Genomic DNA, 16,208 nt, shown 5'->3' with positions numbered 1-16,208 from the left:
AACGGACTACAGGGAATACCATGTTTGAAAAGGTTGTTGCCGCCCCAGCGGATCCGATCCTGGGCCTGACCGAAGCCTTCCGTGCCGACACTCGCAGCCACAAGATCAATCTGGGGGTCGGTATTTACAAGGATGAGACCGGTGCCACTCCTATCCTTCACTGCGTCAAGCAAGCCGAGCAGAAGCTCTTGACCGACGAGAAGACCAAGAACTACCTCGGTATCGAAGGCAATATCGAATACGGCCGCATCGTGCAGCAACTGCTGTTCGGCCGTGATGCCGCCCTGGTGACCAGCGGCCGCGCCAAGACGGCGCAGGCGCCGGGCGGTACCGGTGCCCTGCGCATCGCCGCCGAGTTCGTGGTACGCAACAATCTCGCCAAGACCATCTGGATCTCCGATCCCACCTGGGCGAACCACGTCAGCGTGTTCCAGGCGGCCGGTTTGACCGTCAAGTGGTACAAGTACTACGACGCCGCCACCAAGGGACTCGACTTCGCCGCCATGCAGGCCTCCCTGTCTGACGCGCAGGCGGGGGATCTGGTGCTGCTGCACGGCTGCTGCCACAACCCGACCGGTATCGACCCCACCACCGAGCAGTGGCGCGCCCTGGCCAGGCAGAGTGCCGCCGCCGGCTGGCTGCCGCTCTTTGACTTCGCCTATCAGGGCTTTGCCCGGGGTATCGAAGAGGATGCCGAAGGCCTTCGCATCTTCGCCGAGTGCCACGACGAGCTGCTGGTGGCGAGCTCCTTCTCCAAGAACTTCGGCCTCTACAACGAGCGGGTCGGGGCCTTCACCCTGGTCTGCGCGACCAAGGCGGTGGCCGACGTCGCCTTCACCCAGGTGAAGACCGTCATTCGTGCCAACTACTCCAACCCGCCGTCACATGGCGCCGCCGTTGTCACCACCGTGGTGAGCGACCCGGCCCTCTATGCGGAGTGGGTGGAAGAAGTGGCCGCCATGCGGGTGCGCATTCGCGAGATGCGCGAGCTGCTGGTGGAGAAGCTGGCCGAGCGGGGGGTGAACCAGGATTTCAGCTTCATCCGCGAACAGAACGGCATGTTCTCCTTCTCCGGTCTCTCCAAGGATCAGGTGGAGCGCCTCAAGAGCGAATTCGCCATCTATATCGTCGGCTCCGGCCGGATCAGCGTGGCAGGCATCACCCGCGCCAACATTGATCCCCTCTGCGACGCCATCGCCAAGGTGTTGTAAGAGAGAAGCATCTGCGCCAAGCGCCTTGCTTCAGCCATAAAAAGCCCGCCGACACGGCGGGCTTTTTCATTTTCCGGCATCAGCGGCGCCGCTTGCTGCTCCCCAGCAGGGAGCCGAGCACCCCGCGCATCAGCTGGCGTCCCACCTCGTTGCCGAGGGTGCGGGCCACGCTCTTGGCGGCGGTCTGCACCACCCCGTCATGCTGGCCACCACGGGGGCCGGTGCGACCGAACAGGATGCCATTCAAGGCATCCAGCAGACCGCCGCCCTGGTCGGTCTGTGGTGAAGCGGTCTCGTCACCGGCGGCGGGCGATGTCTCTTGAAGTCGCTCGAACGCGGACTCCCTGTCCTCCTGGGTGTCGTATCTGCCGTAGAGCAATGAGCCCTGAATAAGCGCCTGGCGCTCGGCCGCGCTCAGGGGGCCGATGCGGCTGGCCGGGGGCGCGATGAAGGCGCGCTCCACCACGCTGGGCCGCCCCTTCTCGTCGAGCAGGGAGATGAGCGCCTCCCCGACCCCCAGTTCAGTGATGGCTCCGGCGGCGTCGAAGGCAGGGTTGGCCCGCAGGGTGTTGGCGGCGATGCGCACCGCCTTCTGATCGCTCGGGGTGAAGGCGCGCAGGGCGTGCTGCACCCGGTTGCCAAGCTGCCCCAGCACGCTGTCGGGGATGTCGGCCGGACTCTGGGTCACGAAATAGACGCCCACCCCCTTGGAGCGGATGAGGCGCACCACCAGCTCAATTTTCTCCAGCAGTGCCCTGGGGGCATCCTTGAACAGCAGGTGGGCCTCGTCGAAGAAGAACACCAGCACGGGCTTTTCCGGATCCCCCACCTCGGGCAACTGTTCGAACAGCTCGGAGAGCAGCCAGAGCAGGAAGCAGGCATAGAGGCGGCTGGATTGGGTGAGCTTGCCGGCGGCCAGCACATTGATATGGCCGTGGCCCGCCTCGTCGGTCTGCATCAGATCCTGGATGTCCAGCATGGGCTCGCCGAAGAAGTGATCGCCGCCCGCGCTCTCCAGGGTGAGGAGGTTGCGCAGGATGGCGCCGATGGAGGCGGTCGACACATTGCCGTAGCGGGTGGTGAGGGTCTTGGCGTGCTCCCCCGCAAACTGCACCATGGCCCGCAGGTCTTTCAGATCGAGCAACAGCAACCCCTCGTCGTCCGCCACCTTGAACACCAGCTCCAGCACCCCGCTCTGGGTGTCGTTGAGGCCGAGCAGGCGTGCAAGCAACAGAGGCCCCATGTCGGAGACGGTGGCCCGCACCGGGTGGCCCTCTTCGGCGAAGAGATCCCAGAACAGGGTGGGGCTGGCGGCAAAGTCGGGTGCCTGAAGGCCGAGCTGGGCCAGACGGGCATCCAGCTTGGCAGAGGGGGTGCCGGCGGCGCCCAGGCCGCTCAGATCCCCCTTCACGTCGGCCAGAAAGACCGGCACGCCGAGGCGGGAAAACCCCTCCGCCAGCACCTGCAGAGTGACTGTCTTGCCGGTGCCGGTGGCCCCGGTGATGAGGCCGTGGCGATTGGCCATGGCGGGGAGCAGGGAGAGGGGGTTGCCATTGGCATGGGCCAGCGTGAGCGGTTCGGCCATGGTGGGCTCCTTGTTTCGAATGGGGGTCGAAAAACAACGGGTTACAAGGAGTGTGGTGGCAGAGACAGACGATGGCAAGGCACGCCGCCCGAGACAAGGACGGCGTGCTGGCAACCTAGCGGGGGCGGGTCAGTTTGCCCAGTTGCAACAGCAGCAGGGTGAGCAAGGCGCCGGCGGCAGCGCTCAGCACCGCCAGCAGCAGGCTGCCGAGCAGGAAGGGGGGCACCAGGGTGGCTGCCTCCTGCTCCAGCCAGTGCAGGGACCAGGTGAGATGGAAGGGGGCTGGCGTCTCGTTCAGCACCAGGCAACCAGTACGATAGGCGTAGAGGTACATGAAGGGGAGCGTCAGCGGGTTGTTGAACCAGACCGCCAAGAGGGCCAGCGGCAGGTTGAAGCTGAACGCCAGCACCAGGGCGACGGCCACCAGGGAGTGCATGGGCATGGGGACCCAGCTGGCGAACAGCCCGGCCGCCACGGCGCCACAGAGGGCCCGCGTTCCCCCTTGCCAGAGGGCGGGTGTCAGCAGTCGCTCGCCAAAGAGGGCGAACCACTTCTGTTGGCGCAGGGTATCGGGGTCAATCTTGAAGCGGGCCAACCAGCGATTCAGCATGGGCGCGCCACCTTGCGTTTTTGCCACTGGCGCACCGTGCTCAGGCGCCAGCCCGCGCGAACCAGGACATAGCCGACGAGGGCGCTCAGCAGGGCAAGCACCAGGGAGCCCAGCAAGAGCGGCGGGGCCACCGTCTCGAACACCGACACCAGCCAGGCCCAGGTGAAGGTGATCTCGATGTGCTGGGAGGGTTGCCCCAGCAACTGGCAGCCCACCAGATAGGCGCCATAAAACAGCGGTGGCATGGTCAGGGGGTTGGAGAGCCAGACCAGGGCCACCGAGAGGGGCAGGTTGACCCGGCAGGCGATGGCGCCGCCAGCGGCCAGCAGCATCTGGCAGGGGAGGGGAACCCAGGCCATGAAGAGGCCGACCGCACAGGCACCGGCGGCGGAGCGCCGGTTGAGATGCCAGAGGTTGGCATCCAGCAGCAGCTTGCCAAAGAGTCGCAAGTGCTTGTGTTCCTTGAGGGTCGCCGGGTCGGGTAGCCAGCGCTGTATGATTCGTTTGGGCATGTTCTGAACCTTGCTAAATACTTGCTCCATGGATCTGCGTCTGTTGTCGTTTGCCCTGGGGGCAAGCTCCTCACTGCTTTGGCCATGGCTGCCTTCATGGGAATGGGGTGGCCTGATGCTGCTGCTCGCGCTCCCCCTCGCCGGTGGTCGTTGCTGGCGGCTGCTGTTTCTGCTGCTCGGCATCCTCTGGATGCAGGTGAATTTGCACTACCGGCTTGCCTGGCTGGATCAGCTTGGCAAAAAAACGAGCCACATCATAACCGCACACGTGCAAAGTACGGAGTCTTCGGGAGAGAAAGAGGGGGATAAATTTGCGCGCCTGCTGCTGCGCCTCGACACCCTGGACGATCGCCCCCTCATCGTGCCACCCCTGGTGCGGGTCAATGCCTATCAAGTGTTGCCGCCGTTGCCTGCCGGCAGCCGCGTCACCCTGGTGACCTCTCTCAAGCCGGCCCATGGCCTGGCCAACGAAGCGGGGATGGATGGGCGACGCCTGCTCCTTGGCAAGGGGATCACCGCCACCGGCAACCTGCGCCGGGTCATCGCCCTGGATGCCGTGCCCCCGGGTGTGCGCGATCGCTGGCTGGCGGCGGCGAGTCGCGCCTGGGAGGGGATGGCGCAGGCCCCCCTGCTGGCAGCCCTCACCTTCGGGGAGCAGGGGGGGATCACGGATACCCAGTGGGAACTCTTTCGCGGCAGCGGCCTGACCCACATCATCGCCATCTCGGGCCAGCATATCGCTCTGGTGGCGGTGCTCGGCTGGTGGCTCGGGCGGCTGTTCGGGCTGCGGGGGGCTATCTGCGTGTCACTCCTGTTCGCGGCCACCTACAGCTGGCTGGCGGGGTTTGCGGTGGCCACCGAGCGTGCCCTCATCATGGTGCTGGTGTGGAGCCTGCTGCGCTGGCTAAAGCGGGACTGGCCGAGCCACCGGATCTGGCTGTGGGCCTTTGTGGTGCTGACATTGTGGGACCCTTTCGCCCTCTATTCGGCGGGGTTCTGGCTCTCCTTCCTGGCGGTGGCCCTGCTGTTGCTGGCGAGCCTGTTGCACGATCGCCCCGGCCTGGTGCGGCTGCAACTTCTGCTGCTGCTCGGATTGCTGCCCCTGCAACTGCTGCTGTTCGAGGGGATGGCGCCCCTGGCGTTTCTGCTCAATCTGCTGGCACTGCCGCTGTTCTGCCTTGTCATCATTCCCCTGGCGCTCATCGGCGTGCTGGTGGCGCCCCTCTCCACGTTGCTGGCCCACGGCCTGCTCTGGGTCTCCGCCTTCGGCCTGGAGTGGGTGCTGTGGGGGCTCACGCAGCTGGGGGATCGCCTGCAGCTCTGGTGGCCGGTGCCCGGCTGGCTGATGCCCGCCAGCGCCCTGCTGATCCTGCTGTGGACGGGATGGCACCTGCCGGGAGGGCGCGCCCTGGGGGGGCCGGTGGCGGCGGCCCTGCTGCTCGCCCTCTGGCCTGCTCCCGCTTCCTGGCAGGTGCGGGTGCTGGACGTGGGGCAGGGGCTATCGGTGCTCGTCACCCGGGGGGATCGGGCCATCCTGTTTGATACCGGGGATCGCTACCCCGGGGGCTACAACATGGCGGATGCGGCCATCCTGCCCCTGCTCAACCGGCTCGGCATCCGGGTGATCGACACCCTGATCATCAGCCACAGAGACAGGGATCACGCGGGCAACCGGCAGGCTCTGATGCAGAGCATGGCGGTGCGCCGGGAGCTCTCCTCCTTCCCCTTTGCACCGGCTACCCAGGCCTGCCGCCGAGGTCAGCAGTGGCACTGGCAGGGGCTGGATGTGCGGGTGCTCTGGCCCCTGGCAGCCGGGGCGGGGCGCAACAACGACAGTTGCGTGGTGCAGCTGGACGATGGGCGTCATCGGCTGCTGCTGAGCGGCGACATCGAGCAGCAGGCGGAGCGCCGCCTGCTGGCACTGGCGCTGGAGGAGGGCGCGGGGCTGGCCAGCACCCTGCTGGTGAGCCCGCATCATGGCAGTCGCACCTCCTCCACGGCCCCCTTCGTGGCGGCGGTGAAACCTGCCTTCGTGGTGCACAGCGCAGGCTTCATGAACCAGTGGGGCTTTCCCCGCCCCGAGGTGGTGGCGCGATACCAGGGGGCGCGGCAGTGGGTCACGGGGGAGGCGGGCGCCATCCTGATCGAGCCGGGGGACGCGGGGCTCAGGATCCGGGCCGAGCGGGAGCAGGGGCCCTGGTACAGGCGTGGCGGCCCCTGGTGGCAGCCGCAGGTATGGGGAAGGGAGTGAGGATCCGGTGAGCCTGCCCGGCAAGGGGCGGCCTTCATTTGTGACCCGGGTTGTAGCCATCGCGCCAGCGGCGCTTGGTGTAGCTCCAAGGTTTGGCTAGAATAGCCCGTCATTTCCCTTATTAACGGCTATTCATGCAACAAGAAACCTCACAAGAGAGCTGGACCGTCTTCAAGCGCCTGCTCGGTTATGTCCGGGATCGCAAGCTGGGTCTGGTGGGCGGCATCATTGGCATGCTGGGTTACGCGGCCGTGGATACCACCTTCGTCTACTCCATCAAACCGCTCATCGACCAGGGGCTCAACGGCAACGACAGCAGCGTGCTCAAGTGGATGCCCTTCTTCGTCCTCGGCATCGTGGCTCTGCGCGGCTGCGCCGCCTTCCTCTCCAACTACTGCATGGCCTGGGTCGGCAACCACGTGGTGATGCGCCTGCAGCAGCAGGTGTTCAGCCACCTGATGGCCATGCCCATGAGCTTCTTCGACCGCCAGAACACCGGCAACCTGCTCTCCAAGGTGACCTATGACGCCGGTCAGGTGTCGTCCGCCGCGAGCTCGACCCTGGTCTCTCTGGTGCGGGAAGGGGCCACCGTCATCGGCCTGCTGGGCCTGATGTTCTGGCACTCCTGGCAGTTGTCGGTGATCTTCCTGGTGGTGGGGCCCCTGGTCGGGATCCTCATCAGCATCATCAGCCGACGTTTTCGCAAGATAAGCCGCCACATCCAGCAGGCGGTGGGTGACATCACCACCTCCACCGAGCAGATGCTCAAGGGGCACAAAGAGGTGCTGATGTTCGGGGGCCAGGAGGTGGAGGACAAGCGCTTCTACCAGGTGAGCAACCGGATGCGCCAGCAGACCATGAAGATGGTCGCCGCCGACGCCATCGGCAGCCCCATCGTCCAGATGGTGGCCTCCGTGGCCCTTGCGGTCTTCCTCTATGTCGCCACCATCGACAGCGTCAAGGCGACCCTGACTGCGGGCACCTTCACCGTCATGGTCACCTCCATGATGATGCTGCTCAAGCCGCTGAAAAGCCTGACCGACGTGAACAACCAGTTCCAGCGCGGCATCACCGCCTGCCAGAGCCTGTTCGGTCTGCTGGACTCCACCCCGGAGCAGGACACCGGTACCCGCACCCTGGAACGTGCCCGAGGTGAAATCGAGTTTCGCAACGTCACCTTCACCTACCCGACCAAGGAAACACCGGCGCTGCGCAACATCAGCTTCAAGGTGGAGGCGGGCAAATCGGTGGCCCTGGTGGGTCGTTCCGGCTCCGGCAAGAGCACCATCGCGAGCCTCCTGACCCGCTTCTATGACATCGAAGAGGGGGAAATTCTGCTGGATGGCGTCAACATCCGCGAATACCGCCTGAGCGAGCTGCGCAAGCAGTACGCCCTGGTCTCCCAGCACGTGCACCTCTTCAACGACTCGGTGGCCAACAATATCGCCTACGCGGCGGAAGAGAAGTACAGCCGCGACGAGATCAAGCAGGCGGCCCGCATCGCCCATGCGGACGACTTCGTCAGCAAGATGCCGGAAGGCTATGACACCGTCATCGGCGAGAACGGCGCCTCCCTCTCCGGCGGCCAGCGCCAGCGCATCGCCATCGCCCGCGCCCTGTTGCGGGACTCCCCGGTGCTGCTGCTGGACGAGGCCACCTCGGCCCTGGACACCGAGTCCGAGCGCCACATCCAGGCGGCCATCGACGAGCTGTGCAAGGCACGCACTTCCCTCGTGATCGCCCACCGCCTCTCCACCATCGAGAAGGCGGACGAGATCCTGGTGATCGACGAGGGACACATCGTCGAGCGCGGCAACCACCAAACCCTGATGGACATGCATGGTACTTATGCCCAGCTGCGGGCCATTCAGTTTGGTAATACAGCCACGGGTAGCAAGGGCTGATGCTGGCCAGACTCTGGTACGGGAACAGCCTCTGGCGCTGGGGGCTGGCCCCCTTCGCCCTGCTGTTTGCCCTGATCAGCGGCGTCCGCCGTCTGGGGTATCGCCGGGGCTGGTTCAGCGCCTATCGGGCCACCCTGCCGGTGGTGGTGGTGGGCAATCTCTCGGTGGGGGGCAACGGCAAGACCCCGGTGGTGGTCTGGCTGGTGGAACAACTCCAGGCCCGGGGCTGGCGCCCAGGCGTGGTCAGCCGCGGCTATGGCGGCAAGGCGCCCCATTACCCCTATCGACTGGATGAGAGCAGCACCCCGGCCGAGGCCGGGGATGAGCCCGTGCTCATCGCAAGGCGCTGCGGCTGCCCCGTGGCGGTGGCCCCCAGACGGGCCGATGCGGTGCGGTTGCTGGAGCAAAGCGGTGAGGTGGACATCATCGTGACCGACGACGGCCTGCAGCACTATGCCCTGGCCCGTGACATCGAACTGGTGGTGGTGGACGGGGCGCGCCGCTTTGGCAATGGCTGTCTGCTGCCCATGGGGCCGCTGCGCGAGCCCACGACCCGCCTCAAGCGGGTGGACGCCATCATCTGCAACGGCGGTGAACCCGCCCGTGGCGAGTACGCCATGCGCCTGGTGCCGGATATCCTGCGCCGGGTGTGCGACGATGCGCCTCTCACGGCCCCCCTCTCGGGGCCGGTGGATGCCCTGGCAGGCATCGGCCATCCCCCCCGTTTCTTCGCCACCCTGACCGCCCTGGGTTACGAGCTGGTGCAGAGCGTCGGCTACGGGGATCACCAGGCGTTCGACGCCGCCGAGCTGCTGGCCCGCTTCGGCCAGCGCCCCTTGCTGATGACCGAGAAGGATGCGGTCAAGTGCCGCCCCTTCGCCCCGGACAACTGGTGGTATCTGCCGGTCAGCGCCGAGCTGCCCGATGCCCTGGGGGAGGCGCTGCTGCGCACCCTGGGCCCGCAGCCCGGAAGAGGGAACGGGCACCAGGCGCCCTGACGGGGTGCCACCGGATTGGAACAGATGGCCAGCGCCCGGACTCGGGGGCTGGCCCTGCACATTGACATGCCAGGCAAGATCGCCTGTGGGAAATTGTTAAAGGAGTTTCGTTGTGGCACTGGATATTAAACTGCTCGACATCATCGCCTGCCCGGTCTGCAAGGGGAAACTGCACTATCAAGCGCACGCCGAGGGCCCTCAGGAGCTCATCTGCCGCTTCGACAGACTGGCCTATCCCCTGGAGGAGGGGATCCCGGTGCTGCTGGAGAACCGGGCCCGTCACCTGGCGCTGGAAGAGCTGAAGCCATGAGTTTCGTCGTCGTCATTCCTGCCCGTTACGCCTCCACCCGGCTGCCGGGCAAGCCGCTGGCCGACATTCACGGCAAGCCCATGGTGCAGCACGTGGTGGAGAAGGCCCTGCAATCGGGCGCCGATCAGGTGATCGTCGCCACCGATGACGAGCGGGTGCAGCAGGCCCTGGCTCCCTTTGCCGCCGCTGCCGGGTTCGAGGTGTGCATGACCTCACCGGATCACCAGTCCGGCACCGAGCGTCTGGCCGAGGTGTGCCGTCACTACGGCTTTGCCGCCGACACCATCATCGTCAACGTGCAGGGGGACGAGCCCCTCATTCCCCCCGTCATCATCCGCCAGGTGGCGGACAACCTGGCCGCGGCCAGCGCGCCCATGGCGACGCTGTCGGTGCCGATCAGGGATGCCGAAGAGGCGTTCAATCCCAATGCCGTCAAGGTGGTGACCGATCGGGAGGGGTATGCCCTCTATTTCAGTCGCGCCAGCATCCCCTGGGATCGGGACCGCTTTGCCCAGAACCGCGAGCAGATTGGCGATCACTACCAGCGCCACATCGGCATCTACGCCTATCGCGCCGGCTTCATCCAGCGTTACGTGGACTGGGCACCGAGCGTGCTCGAGCAGGTCGAAGCCCTGGAGCAGCTGCGGGTGCTCTGGTACGGGGAGAAGATCCACGTGGCCCAGGCGCTGCAAGCCCCGCCGGTGGGGGTGGACACCCAGGCCGATCTCGACAAGGTACGTGCGCTGCTGGCCGGTTGAGGCTGGCGGAACGGCTTTGATGCAATACGGCGCCCCAGGGCGCCGTTTTTTAATTGATTATTTGTATAATAATTTGATTTAAAACGGATTTTACGAGCAATTTCAAACTTTTCCCGCCCATGGTTTGCCAAATCATCGAGTTTGGTTATGATGCAAGACGCCGTGTTAACCCTAACTGGCATATAACGAGATAAAAAACGGGGTGTTTGGGTGATTAATGTATTCCTGGTCGATGATCATGAGTTGGTGCGTACAGGGATAAGACGCATTTTGGAAGACGTCCGCGGGATCAAGGTGGTGGGCGAGGCGCAGAGCGGGGAAACCGCGGTGGCCTTCTGTCGGCAACATCACCCCGATGTGATCCTGATGGACATGAACATGCCGGGCATCGGCGGTCTGGAAGCGACCCGCAAGATCCTGCGGATCCGCCCCGATGTACGCATCATAGTGCTGACCATTCATTCAGAAAATCCGTTCCCCACCAAGGTGATGCAGGCGGGCGCCGCCGGGTACCTCACCAAGGGGGCCGCGCCGGACGAGATGATCCACGCCATTCGCCTGGTTCACTCCGGTCAGCGCTACATCTCCCCGGAGATCGCCCAGCAGATGGCCCTGAGCCAGTTCGCCTCCGCCGACGAGAACCCCTTCAAGTCCCTCTCCGAGCGGGAGCTGCAGATCATGATGATGATCACCAAGGGGCAGAAGGTGACCGACATCTCCGAGCAGCTCAACCTGAGCCCGAAGACGGTCAACAGCTACCGCTACCGCCTGTTCAGCAAGCTGGGGATCAACGGCGACGTGGAGCTGACCCATCTGGCCATTCGTTATGGCATGCTGGATGCCGATACCCTGTAACGGGGGCGTGTGGACACCAAAGGCGGCACCGGCCGCCTTTTGCTTTTTGCAGGCTGTGGGCAGTATGCTCTCCCCGTCTTTTTGCATTCATCCGTTGAGTCGAGTTGCCGATGACCCTCTCTCCCGAGCCCCATTTTGACAGCAAGGCGTTTCTGAGCGCCGTCACCCACCAGAGCGGTGTCTACCGCATGTACGACAGCGGCGGCACCGTCATCTACGTGGGCAAGGCCAAGGATCTCAAGAAACGGCTCGCCTCCTACTTTCGGGCCAACGTCGACAGCATCAAGACCCGCACCCTGGTGCGCCAGATTGCCGATGTGCAGGTAACGGTCACCCACACCGAGACCGAGGCGCTGATCCTCGAGCACAACCTCATCAAGCAGTACCAGCCCCGCTACAACGTGCTGCTGCGGGATGACAAGTCCTACCCCTGGATCATCATCACCGACCATCGGCACCCGCGCATCGGAGTCCATCGCGGCGCCCGCAAGGTGAAGGGGGAGTATTTCGGCCCTTACCCCTCCGGCGGCGCGGTACGCGAGAGCCTGCACCTGATGCAGAAGATCTTCCCGGTGCGCCAGTGCGAGGATGCCGTCTATGCCAACCGTACCCGCCCCTGCCTGCTCTACCAGCTCAAGCGCTGCGCCGGCCCCTGCGTGGCGGGGCTGGTGAGCGAGGCCGAGTATGCCCAGCAGGTGGCGCTGGCCAAGCTGTTCCTCGCGGGCAAGAACCAGCAGGTGATCGGCGAACTGGTGGGCAAGATGGAGTCCGCCAGCGGCGATCTGCGCTTCGAGGAGGCGGCCCGCTACCGGGATCAGATCCAGGCCCTGCGCCGGGTCACCGAACAGCAGTCTGTGAGCGGCAACGTGCTGGACGAGCTCGACGTGGTGGGGGTGGCCTTCGAGCAGGGGACCGCCTGCATCCACGTGCTCTTCATCCGCCAGGGCAAGGTGCTGGGATCGCGCAGCTACTTCCCGAAAGTGCCGGCCGATACCCCGCTTGACGAGGTGGTGCAATCCTTCCTGCTGCAGTTCTATCTGTCGGGGCAGGGGGGACGGCAGATCCCGAGCGAGGTGCTGCTGGACGTGGCGCTGGAGGATGAGAGCGTCATCGCCGACACCCTGAGCCAGACCGCCGGCTACAAGGTGCGGGTGGTGAGCCGGACGCGCAGCGAACGGGCCCGCTTCATCAAGCTTGCCTCCATCAACGCCCAGACCGCGCTGCGCTCGCGCCTCGCCCACAAGAGCACCATCACCGCCCGTTACGATCAGCTGGAGGAGCTACTGGAGCTCGAGACCCCCATCGCCCGCATGGAATGTTTCGATATCTCCCACACCATGGGGGAGCGCACCGTGGCCTCCTGCGTGGTGTTCAACCGGGAGGGGCCGCTCTCCTCGGAATACCGCCGCTTCAACATCGACGGTATCACCGGCGGGGATGACTACGCCGCCATGGAGCAGGCGCTGGAGCGTCGCTTTGGCAAGCAGCAGGAGCCGGACAAGGTGCCGGATGTGCTGTTTATCGACGGCGGTCTCGGCCAGTTGCGCCGCGCGGAGGAGATCCTGGCGCGCCAGCTGGAGTTTCTCGGCGGCAAATACCCGCTGCTGGTGGGCATCGCCAAGGGGGTGACCCGCAAGGCGGGGTTGGAGACCCTGATCCTGGGGGACAGCCACGAAGAGCTGCATTTGCCGACGGACATGCCCGCCTTGCACCTCATCCAGCACATTCGCGACGAATCCCACCGTTTTGCCATCACGGGCCACCGCGCCAGACGGGCGAAAGCCCGCACCACCAGTACCCTGGAAGAGATTCCCGGGGTGGGGCCGAAACGGCGGCAGGCGCTGCTCAAATACCTGGGTGGCTTGCAGGAGGTGAAAAAAGCCGGGGTGGACGAGCTCGCCAAGGTGCCCGGCATCAGCCAGGAGCTGGCCCAGTCCATTCACGACGCATTGCACTCGCTCTAGCGCTGCCTTTGGTGTGAAGGAGGTCACGCCAGGGGGCATCAGGGCGTGCCGCCTGCGCACAAGAGCCGTGACGCAGGGGGCTCCCAAATGCCATAATGACCGGCATCCTGAGGTTATTGATGGATTAATGGACCAAGGCGGGCGCCAGTTCGGTTGCATCCGCGATCGGCTTGGGGCTACCATGTAGCGGCATACAAGAAGTGGCTGAAAATAATGACAAATATTCCTAACCTGCTGACGTTCTTTCGGATTTTGCTCATCCCCGTCTTCGTCATCCTGTTCTACCTTCCCTATCAGTGGTCCTACATGGCGGCGGCCATCGTCTTCATCCTGGCGGCCGCAACCGACTGGTTTGACGGCTATCTTGCCCGCAAGCTGAACCAGTCCACCGCCTTTGGCGCCTTCCTCGATCCGGTGGCCGACAAAATCATGGTGGCGGCGGCCCTGGTGGTCATCGTCGAGCACTACAACACCGTCTGGGTCACCATCCCCGCCATGACCATGATTGGCCGGGAGATCATCATCTCCGCCCTGCGTGAATGGATGGCCGAGCTTGGCAAGCGCTCCTCGGTGGCGGTCAGCTGGATTGGCAAATGGAAGACCATGATCCAGATGGTGTCGCTCACCGGCCTCATCTGGCAATACGACATCTGGATGGTGTGGCTCGCCTATGTGCTGCTCTACGTGGCCACCGTGCTCACCTTCTGGTCCATGTTCCAGTACATGAAGGCTGCCTGGGGCGATCTGAGCTACCACTCCCGGTTCTAGTCCCGACGGGAAGATGGCCGTTTCTCTGCCACTGGCGCCGAGAAACGGCCATGAGCTGCAAAAGTGTGGGAAAAGGGTAAAAAACACCCGAACGATCAGCGTATTAAATGTTTTTGGTTGACTGGGCGGGGAACATCGCTAGAATGCGTTCTCACAGTCAGGCAGTCAGCCAGACCGATGCGGGAATAGCTCAGTTGGTAGAGCACGACCTTGCCAAGGTCGGGGTCGCGAGTTCGAGTCTCGTTTCCCGCTCCAAATTCAGACAATAGAGAGTTCCTCTCTTTTGCATGGCGCGTTAGCAAAGCGGTTATGCAGCGGATTGCAAATCCGTTTAGTCCGGTTCGACTCCGGAACGTGCCTCCATATTGACAAGCCCGCCACGCGAGCTTGATACCGATTGCGGTGCCCGAGTGGTGAAATCGGTAGACACAAGGGATTTAAAATCCCTCGCCGTTCGCGGCGTGCCGGTTCGATTCCGGCCTCGGGCACCATTAAAATCAAAGACTTACTAAGGCCACTAGCAATAGTGGCCTTTTTGTTTCTAGTCAATTGACTGCCAGAATGGCTGCGACCTGAAGAGCCGGTTCATCTCTTGAATCTGCACGTGCCAAGCTACGACCCCTGGTGTGAACATCAAAGAGCCTGCTCGATGGCAGGCTCCGGAGTGCTTCCCAGATTTATCTAGAGTTCCGAGATGATGGTCGATACCTCTTCTGCTCCGTGTCTTATCTCCTCCATCACTTTTGCAACGTCATCGATCTGCTTTTGCCCGTGGATGGCGCCGTCTGCCGCGGACTGGATCTGCTCGCTGACCTGCCTGGTGAGCTGCTGATTCTGGCTGACGACATTGGCTATTTCGTTGGTCGATAGGGAGGTTCTTGCCGCCAGTTGACGAACTTCATCGGCCACGACGGCAAAGCCTCTGCCTTGTTCGCCGGCTCTCGCCGCTTCGATGGCGGCATTGAGCGCGAGCAGGTTGGTCTGGTCTGCAATGCTGCTGATGGTGGATACGATGGCGGTGATATTCTGGGATTGAGCGTGAAGCTTGCTCATCAAGGTGCTGGCATGTTCCATCTGCCTGACAATATTGTCCGAAGTGGAGACGACGGTGGTCAACATCTCCTCTCCTTTGATGGCGGAGGATTTGGTTGTGACAGATGTTTCATTTGCCACCTTGGCCACATGTTGTACGGCCTGATCTTTGCTGATCTGCGGGGTGATATTGGAGGCAAACTTGATGACCTTGATCACCTTGCCATGGCTGCCCCGCACAGCGTTGTAGGTTGCCTCCAGCCAGACTTCATGGCCTTTTTTATCAAATCGCTGAAAGCGCCCCGATTTGAACGTCCCCTGAGCCAGCTCCTGCCAGAAATCGGGATGTTCCCGATAAAACAGCTCATCACAAAACATGCGATGTTGATGGCCTTTAATTTCATCGAGTCGATAGCCCATGGTATCCAGGAAATTACGGTTGGCGGAAATAACAACACCAGTCGGTTCAAACTCGATGACGGCAAGGGAGCGATCCAGCGCCTCAAATATTGCTTTTTGAGTCATGAGCAGATCATGTTGCACCGTCACATCTGACGCTATTTTGATGATCTTGATTATTTTTCCGCCCTGGCTGACGGGGAAATAGGTGGCTTCCAGCCATATTTCCTTGCCTTGTTTGCCAACCCGGTGGAAGGTGCCATGCTGGCTGTGCCCATTTGCCAGATCTCGCCAGAATTCCCGATAGGAGGGAGAGTCGGTATCTTCTTTCATGCAGAACATGGCGTGATGCTGCTGCACGATCTCATTGAGGGAGTAGCCGACGGAATGAAGAAAAAGCGGGCTGGCATCGAGAATATAACCATCGGTAGTGAATTCAATCATGGGAAGATGATCGTGCATGGCATGATCCAGTGCCTCGCTTTTCAAGGCCCTCTCTCGTTCTGCTGCCAGCTCTTTTTTAAGTTTCGAGTCGAACATAAGTACACCCCAGCCAAGAAAATAGAATCATCCGACATCTCTTCGTTGACGAACCCTTCACACTTTCTGGGTATGAAGCGTCGTTTTGAGTGTAATGCACCCCTGTCATTTGATTCGGGCTTTTCCATACAAAAAACAGGTTTAATACAAGATGATGCGCCCTTTTTATATGCGGTGATAAATAAAACGTATTCCTATTCTGAATTATTTGTTCGATGCATCGATTGTTTAACGGGTGTCTGTCAGTGGGCAAGACAATGGTTCGCAGTCGTGGGCGAACAGGGCCTCATTTCGGCGAATACGGGTATCCAGGGCGCTTGTCGGTGAGGCGTGACGGTTGTCTGCATCGATGGGGGAGGGCGCGCAGCGGGAAGGTGCGGCATATAGAGGTGTTTCGGTCCCTCTGTCCGGGAAACCTGCACTTGAGTGTTTGAACGCATCTGTTGTCCATTGTCATGGACGATGGGAAGGGGAACGCTCCGTATGGCTGCGAAATGCCCTGGAGAGGCTC

13 protein-coding genes and 3 tRNA genes are annotated in these 16,208 nt (G+C 62.8%); 12 read left to right on the top strand and 4 right to left on the bottom strand.

Features of this window, described 5'->3' with window-relative positions; genetic code table 11:
* Window positions 1–20: 20 nt before the first annotated feature.
* On the top strand, window positions 21–1,211 hold the full coding sequence (locus AB5Y53_RS05120; protein WP_010675240.1) for an amino acid aminotransferase: 1,191 nt from the start codon (window positions 21–23) through the stop codon (window positions 1,209–1,211).
* A 79-nt stretch (window positions 1,212–1,290) separates the two neighbouring features.
* Here the strand turns inward: AB5Y53_RS05120 and AB5Y53_RS05115 are convergent, their stop codons facing one another.
* The 3 genes from AB5Y53_RS05115 to AB5Y53_RS05105 form a co-directional block, all read right to left on the bottom strand.
* Window positions 1,291–2,796 carry a helicase HerA-like domain-containing protein gene (locus AB5Y53_RS05115; protein ID WP_368181273.1) on the bottom strand — a complete coding sequence of 502 codons (1,506 nt, stop codon included), beginning with the start codon at window positions 2,794–2,796 and terminating at the stop codon, window positions 1,291–1,293.
* Window positions 2,797–2,911: 115 nt separating this feature from the next.
* A complete protein-coding gene (locus AB5Y53_RS05110; RefSeq protein ID WP_039040273.1) occupies window positions 2,912–3,406 on the bottom strand; it encodes a DUF2062 domain-containing protein in 495 nt (164 codons plus the stop codon).
* Window positions 3,400–3,918 carry a DUF2062 domain-containing protein gene (locus AB5Y53_RS05105; protein ID WP_010675237.1) on the bottom strand — a complete coding sequence of 173 codons (519 nt, stop codon included), beginning with the start codon at window positions 3,916–3,918 and terminating at the stop codon, window positions 3,400–3,402. The genes AB5Y53_RS05110 and AB5Y53_RS05105 overlap by 7 nt, the downstream gene beginning before the upstream one ends.
* 115 nt (window positions 3,919–4,033) lie before the next feature.
* On the opposite strand from AB5Y53_RS05105, the gene AB5Y53_RS05100 reads away from it, so the two are divergent.
* The 11 genes from AB5Y53_RS05100 to AB5Y53_RS05050 all read left to right on the top strand — a co-directional run bounded on the left by AB5Y53_RS05100 (window position 4,034) and on the right by AB5Y53_RS05050 (window position 14,217).
* Window positions 4,034–6,169 (top strand): DNA internalization-related competence protein ComEC/Rec2, encoded by a 2,136-nt coding sequence (locus tag AB5Y53_RS05100; RefSeq protein ID WP_368181272.1) that lies wholly within the window; start codon window positions 4,034–4,036, stop codon window positions 6,167–6,169.
* A 134-nt stretch (window positions 6,170–6,303) separates the two neighbouring features.
* Window positions 6,304–8,073 carry a lipid A ABC transporter ATP-binding protein/permease MsbA gene (msbA, locus tag AB5Y53_RS05095; RefSeq protein ID WP_368181271.1) on the top strand — a complete coding sequence of 590 codons (1,770 nt, stop codon included), beginning with the start codon at window positions 6,304–6,306 and terminating at the stop codon, window positions 8,071–8,073.
* Window positions 8,073–9,071, top strand: coding sequence for a tetraacyldisaccharide 4'-kinase (gene lpxK / locus AB5Y53_RS05090; protein WP_368181270.1), 999 nt, complete (start codon window positions 8,073–8,075; stop codon window positions 9,069–9,071). Before msbA ends, lpxK begins: the two co-directional genes overlap by 1 nt.
* Window positions 9,072–9,183: 112 nt before the next feature.
* Entirely contained in the window at window positions 9,184–9,381 is a 198-nt protein-coding gene (locus AB5Y53_RS05085; RefSeq protein ID WP_010675233.1) for a Trm112 family protein, read from the top strand.
* Window positions 9,378–10,139: a 3-deoxy-manno-octulosonate cytidylyltransferase gene (gene kdsB / locus AB5Y53_RS05080; RefSeq protein ID WP_368181268.1), complete on the top strand. Its 762-nt coding sequence runs from the start codon at window positions 9,378–9,380 to the stop codon at window positions 10,137–10,139. The genes AB5Y53_RS05085 and kdsB overlap by 4 nt, the downstream gene beginning before the upstream one ends.
* Window positions 10,140–10,349: 210 nt before the next feature.
* Entirely contained in the window at window positions 10,350–10,994 is a 645-nt protein-coding gene (gene uvrY / locus AB5Y53_RS05075; RefSeq protein WP_010675231.1) for a UvrY/SirA/GacA family response regulator transcription factor, read from the top strand.
* Between the two features lie 110 nt (window positions 10,995–11,104).
* A complete protein-coding gene (gene uvrC, locus AB5Y53_RS05070; protein ID WP_219603774.1) occupies window positions 11,105–12,958 on the top strand; it encodes an excinuclease ABC subunit UvrC in 1,854 nt (617 codons plus the stop codon).
* A gap of 213 nt (window positions 12,959–13,171) precedes the next feature.
* Window positions 13,172–13,726, top strand: a complete 555-nt coding sequence (gene pgsA / locus AB5Y53_RS05065; RefSeq protein WP_010675229.1) for a CDP-diacylglycerol--glycerol-3-phosphate 3-phosphatidyltransferase — start codon at window positions 13,172–13,174, stop codon at window positions 13,724–13,726.
* Between the two features lie 179 nt (window positions 13,727–13,905).
* Window positions 13,906–13,981 (top strand) — tRNA-Gly (locus AB5Y53_RS05060).
* 34 nt (window positions 13,982–14,015) lie between these two features.
* Window positions 14,016–14,089: transfer RNA gene (locus AB5Y53_RS05055), tRNA-Cys, on the top strand.
* A gap of 41 nt (window positions 14,090–14,130) precedes the next feature.
* Window positions 14,131–14,217, top strand: a tRNA-Leu gene (locus AB5Y53_RS05050).
* Window positions 14,218–14,407: 190 nt separating this feature from the next.
* Here the strand turns inward: AB5Y53_RS05050 and AB5Y53_RS05045 are convergent.
* Complete coding sequence (locus tag AB5Y53_RS05045; protein ID WP_048207956.1) at window positions 14,408–15,697, bottom strand: methyl-accepting chemotaxis protein; 1,290 nt, start codon at window positions 15,695–15,697, stop codon at window positions 14,408–14,410.
* Window positions 15,698–16,208: the final 511 nt, after the last annotated feature.

Origin of the sequence: Aeromonas sp. R7-5 (assembly GCF_040908015.1) — a bacterium.
Lineage (GTDB): Bacteria > Pseudomonadota > Gammaproteobacteria > Enterobacterales > Aeromonadaceae > Aeromonas > Aeromonas caviae.
This window is presented reverse-complemented; position numbering and strand designations above follow the sequence as displayed.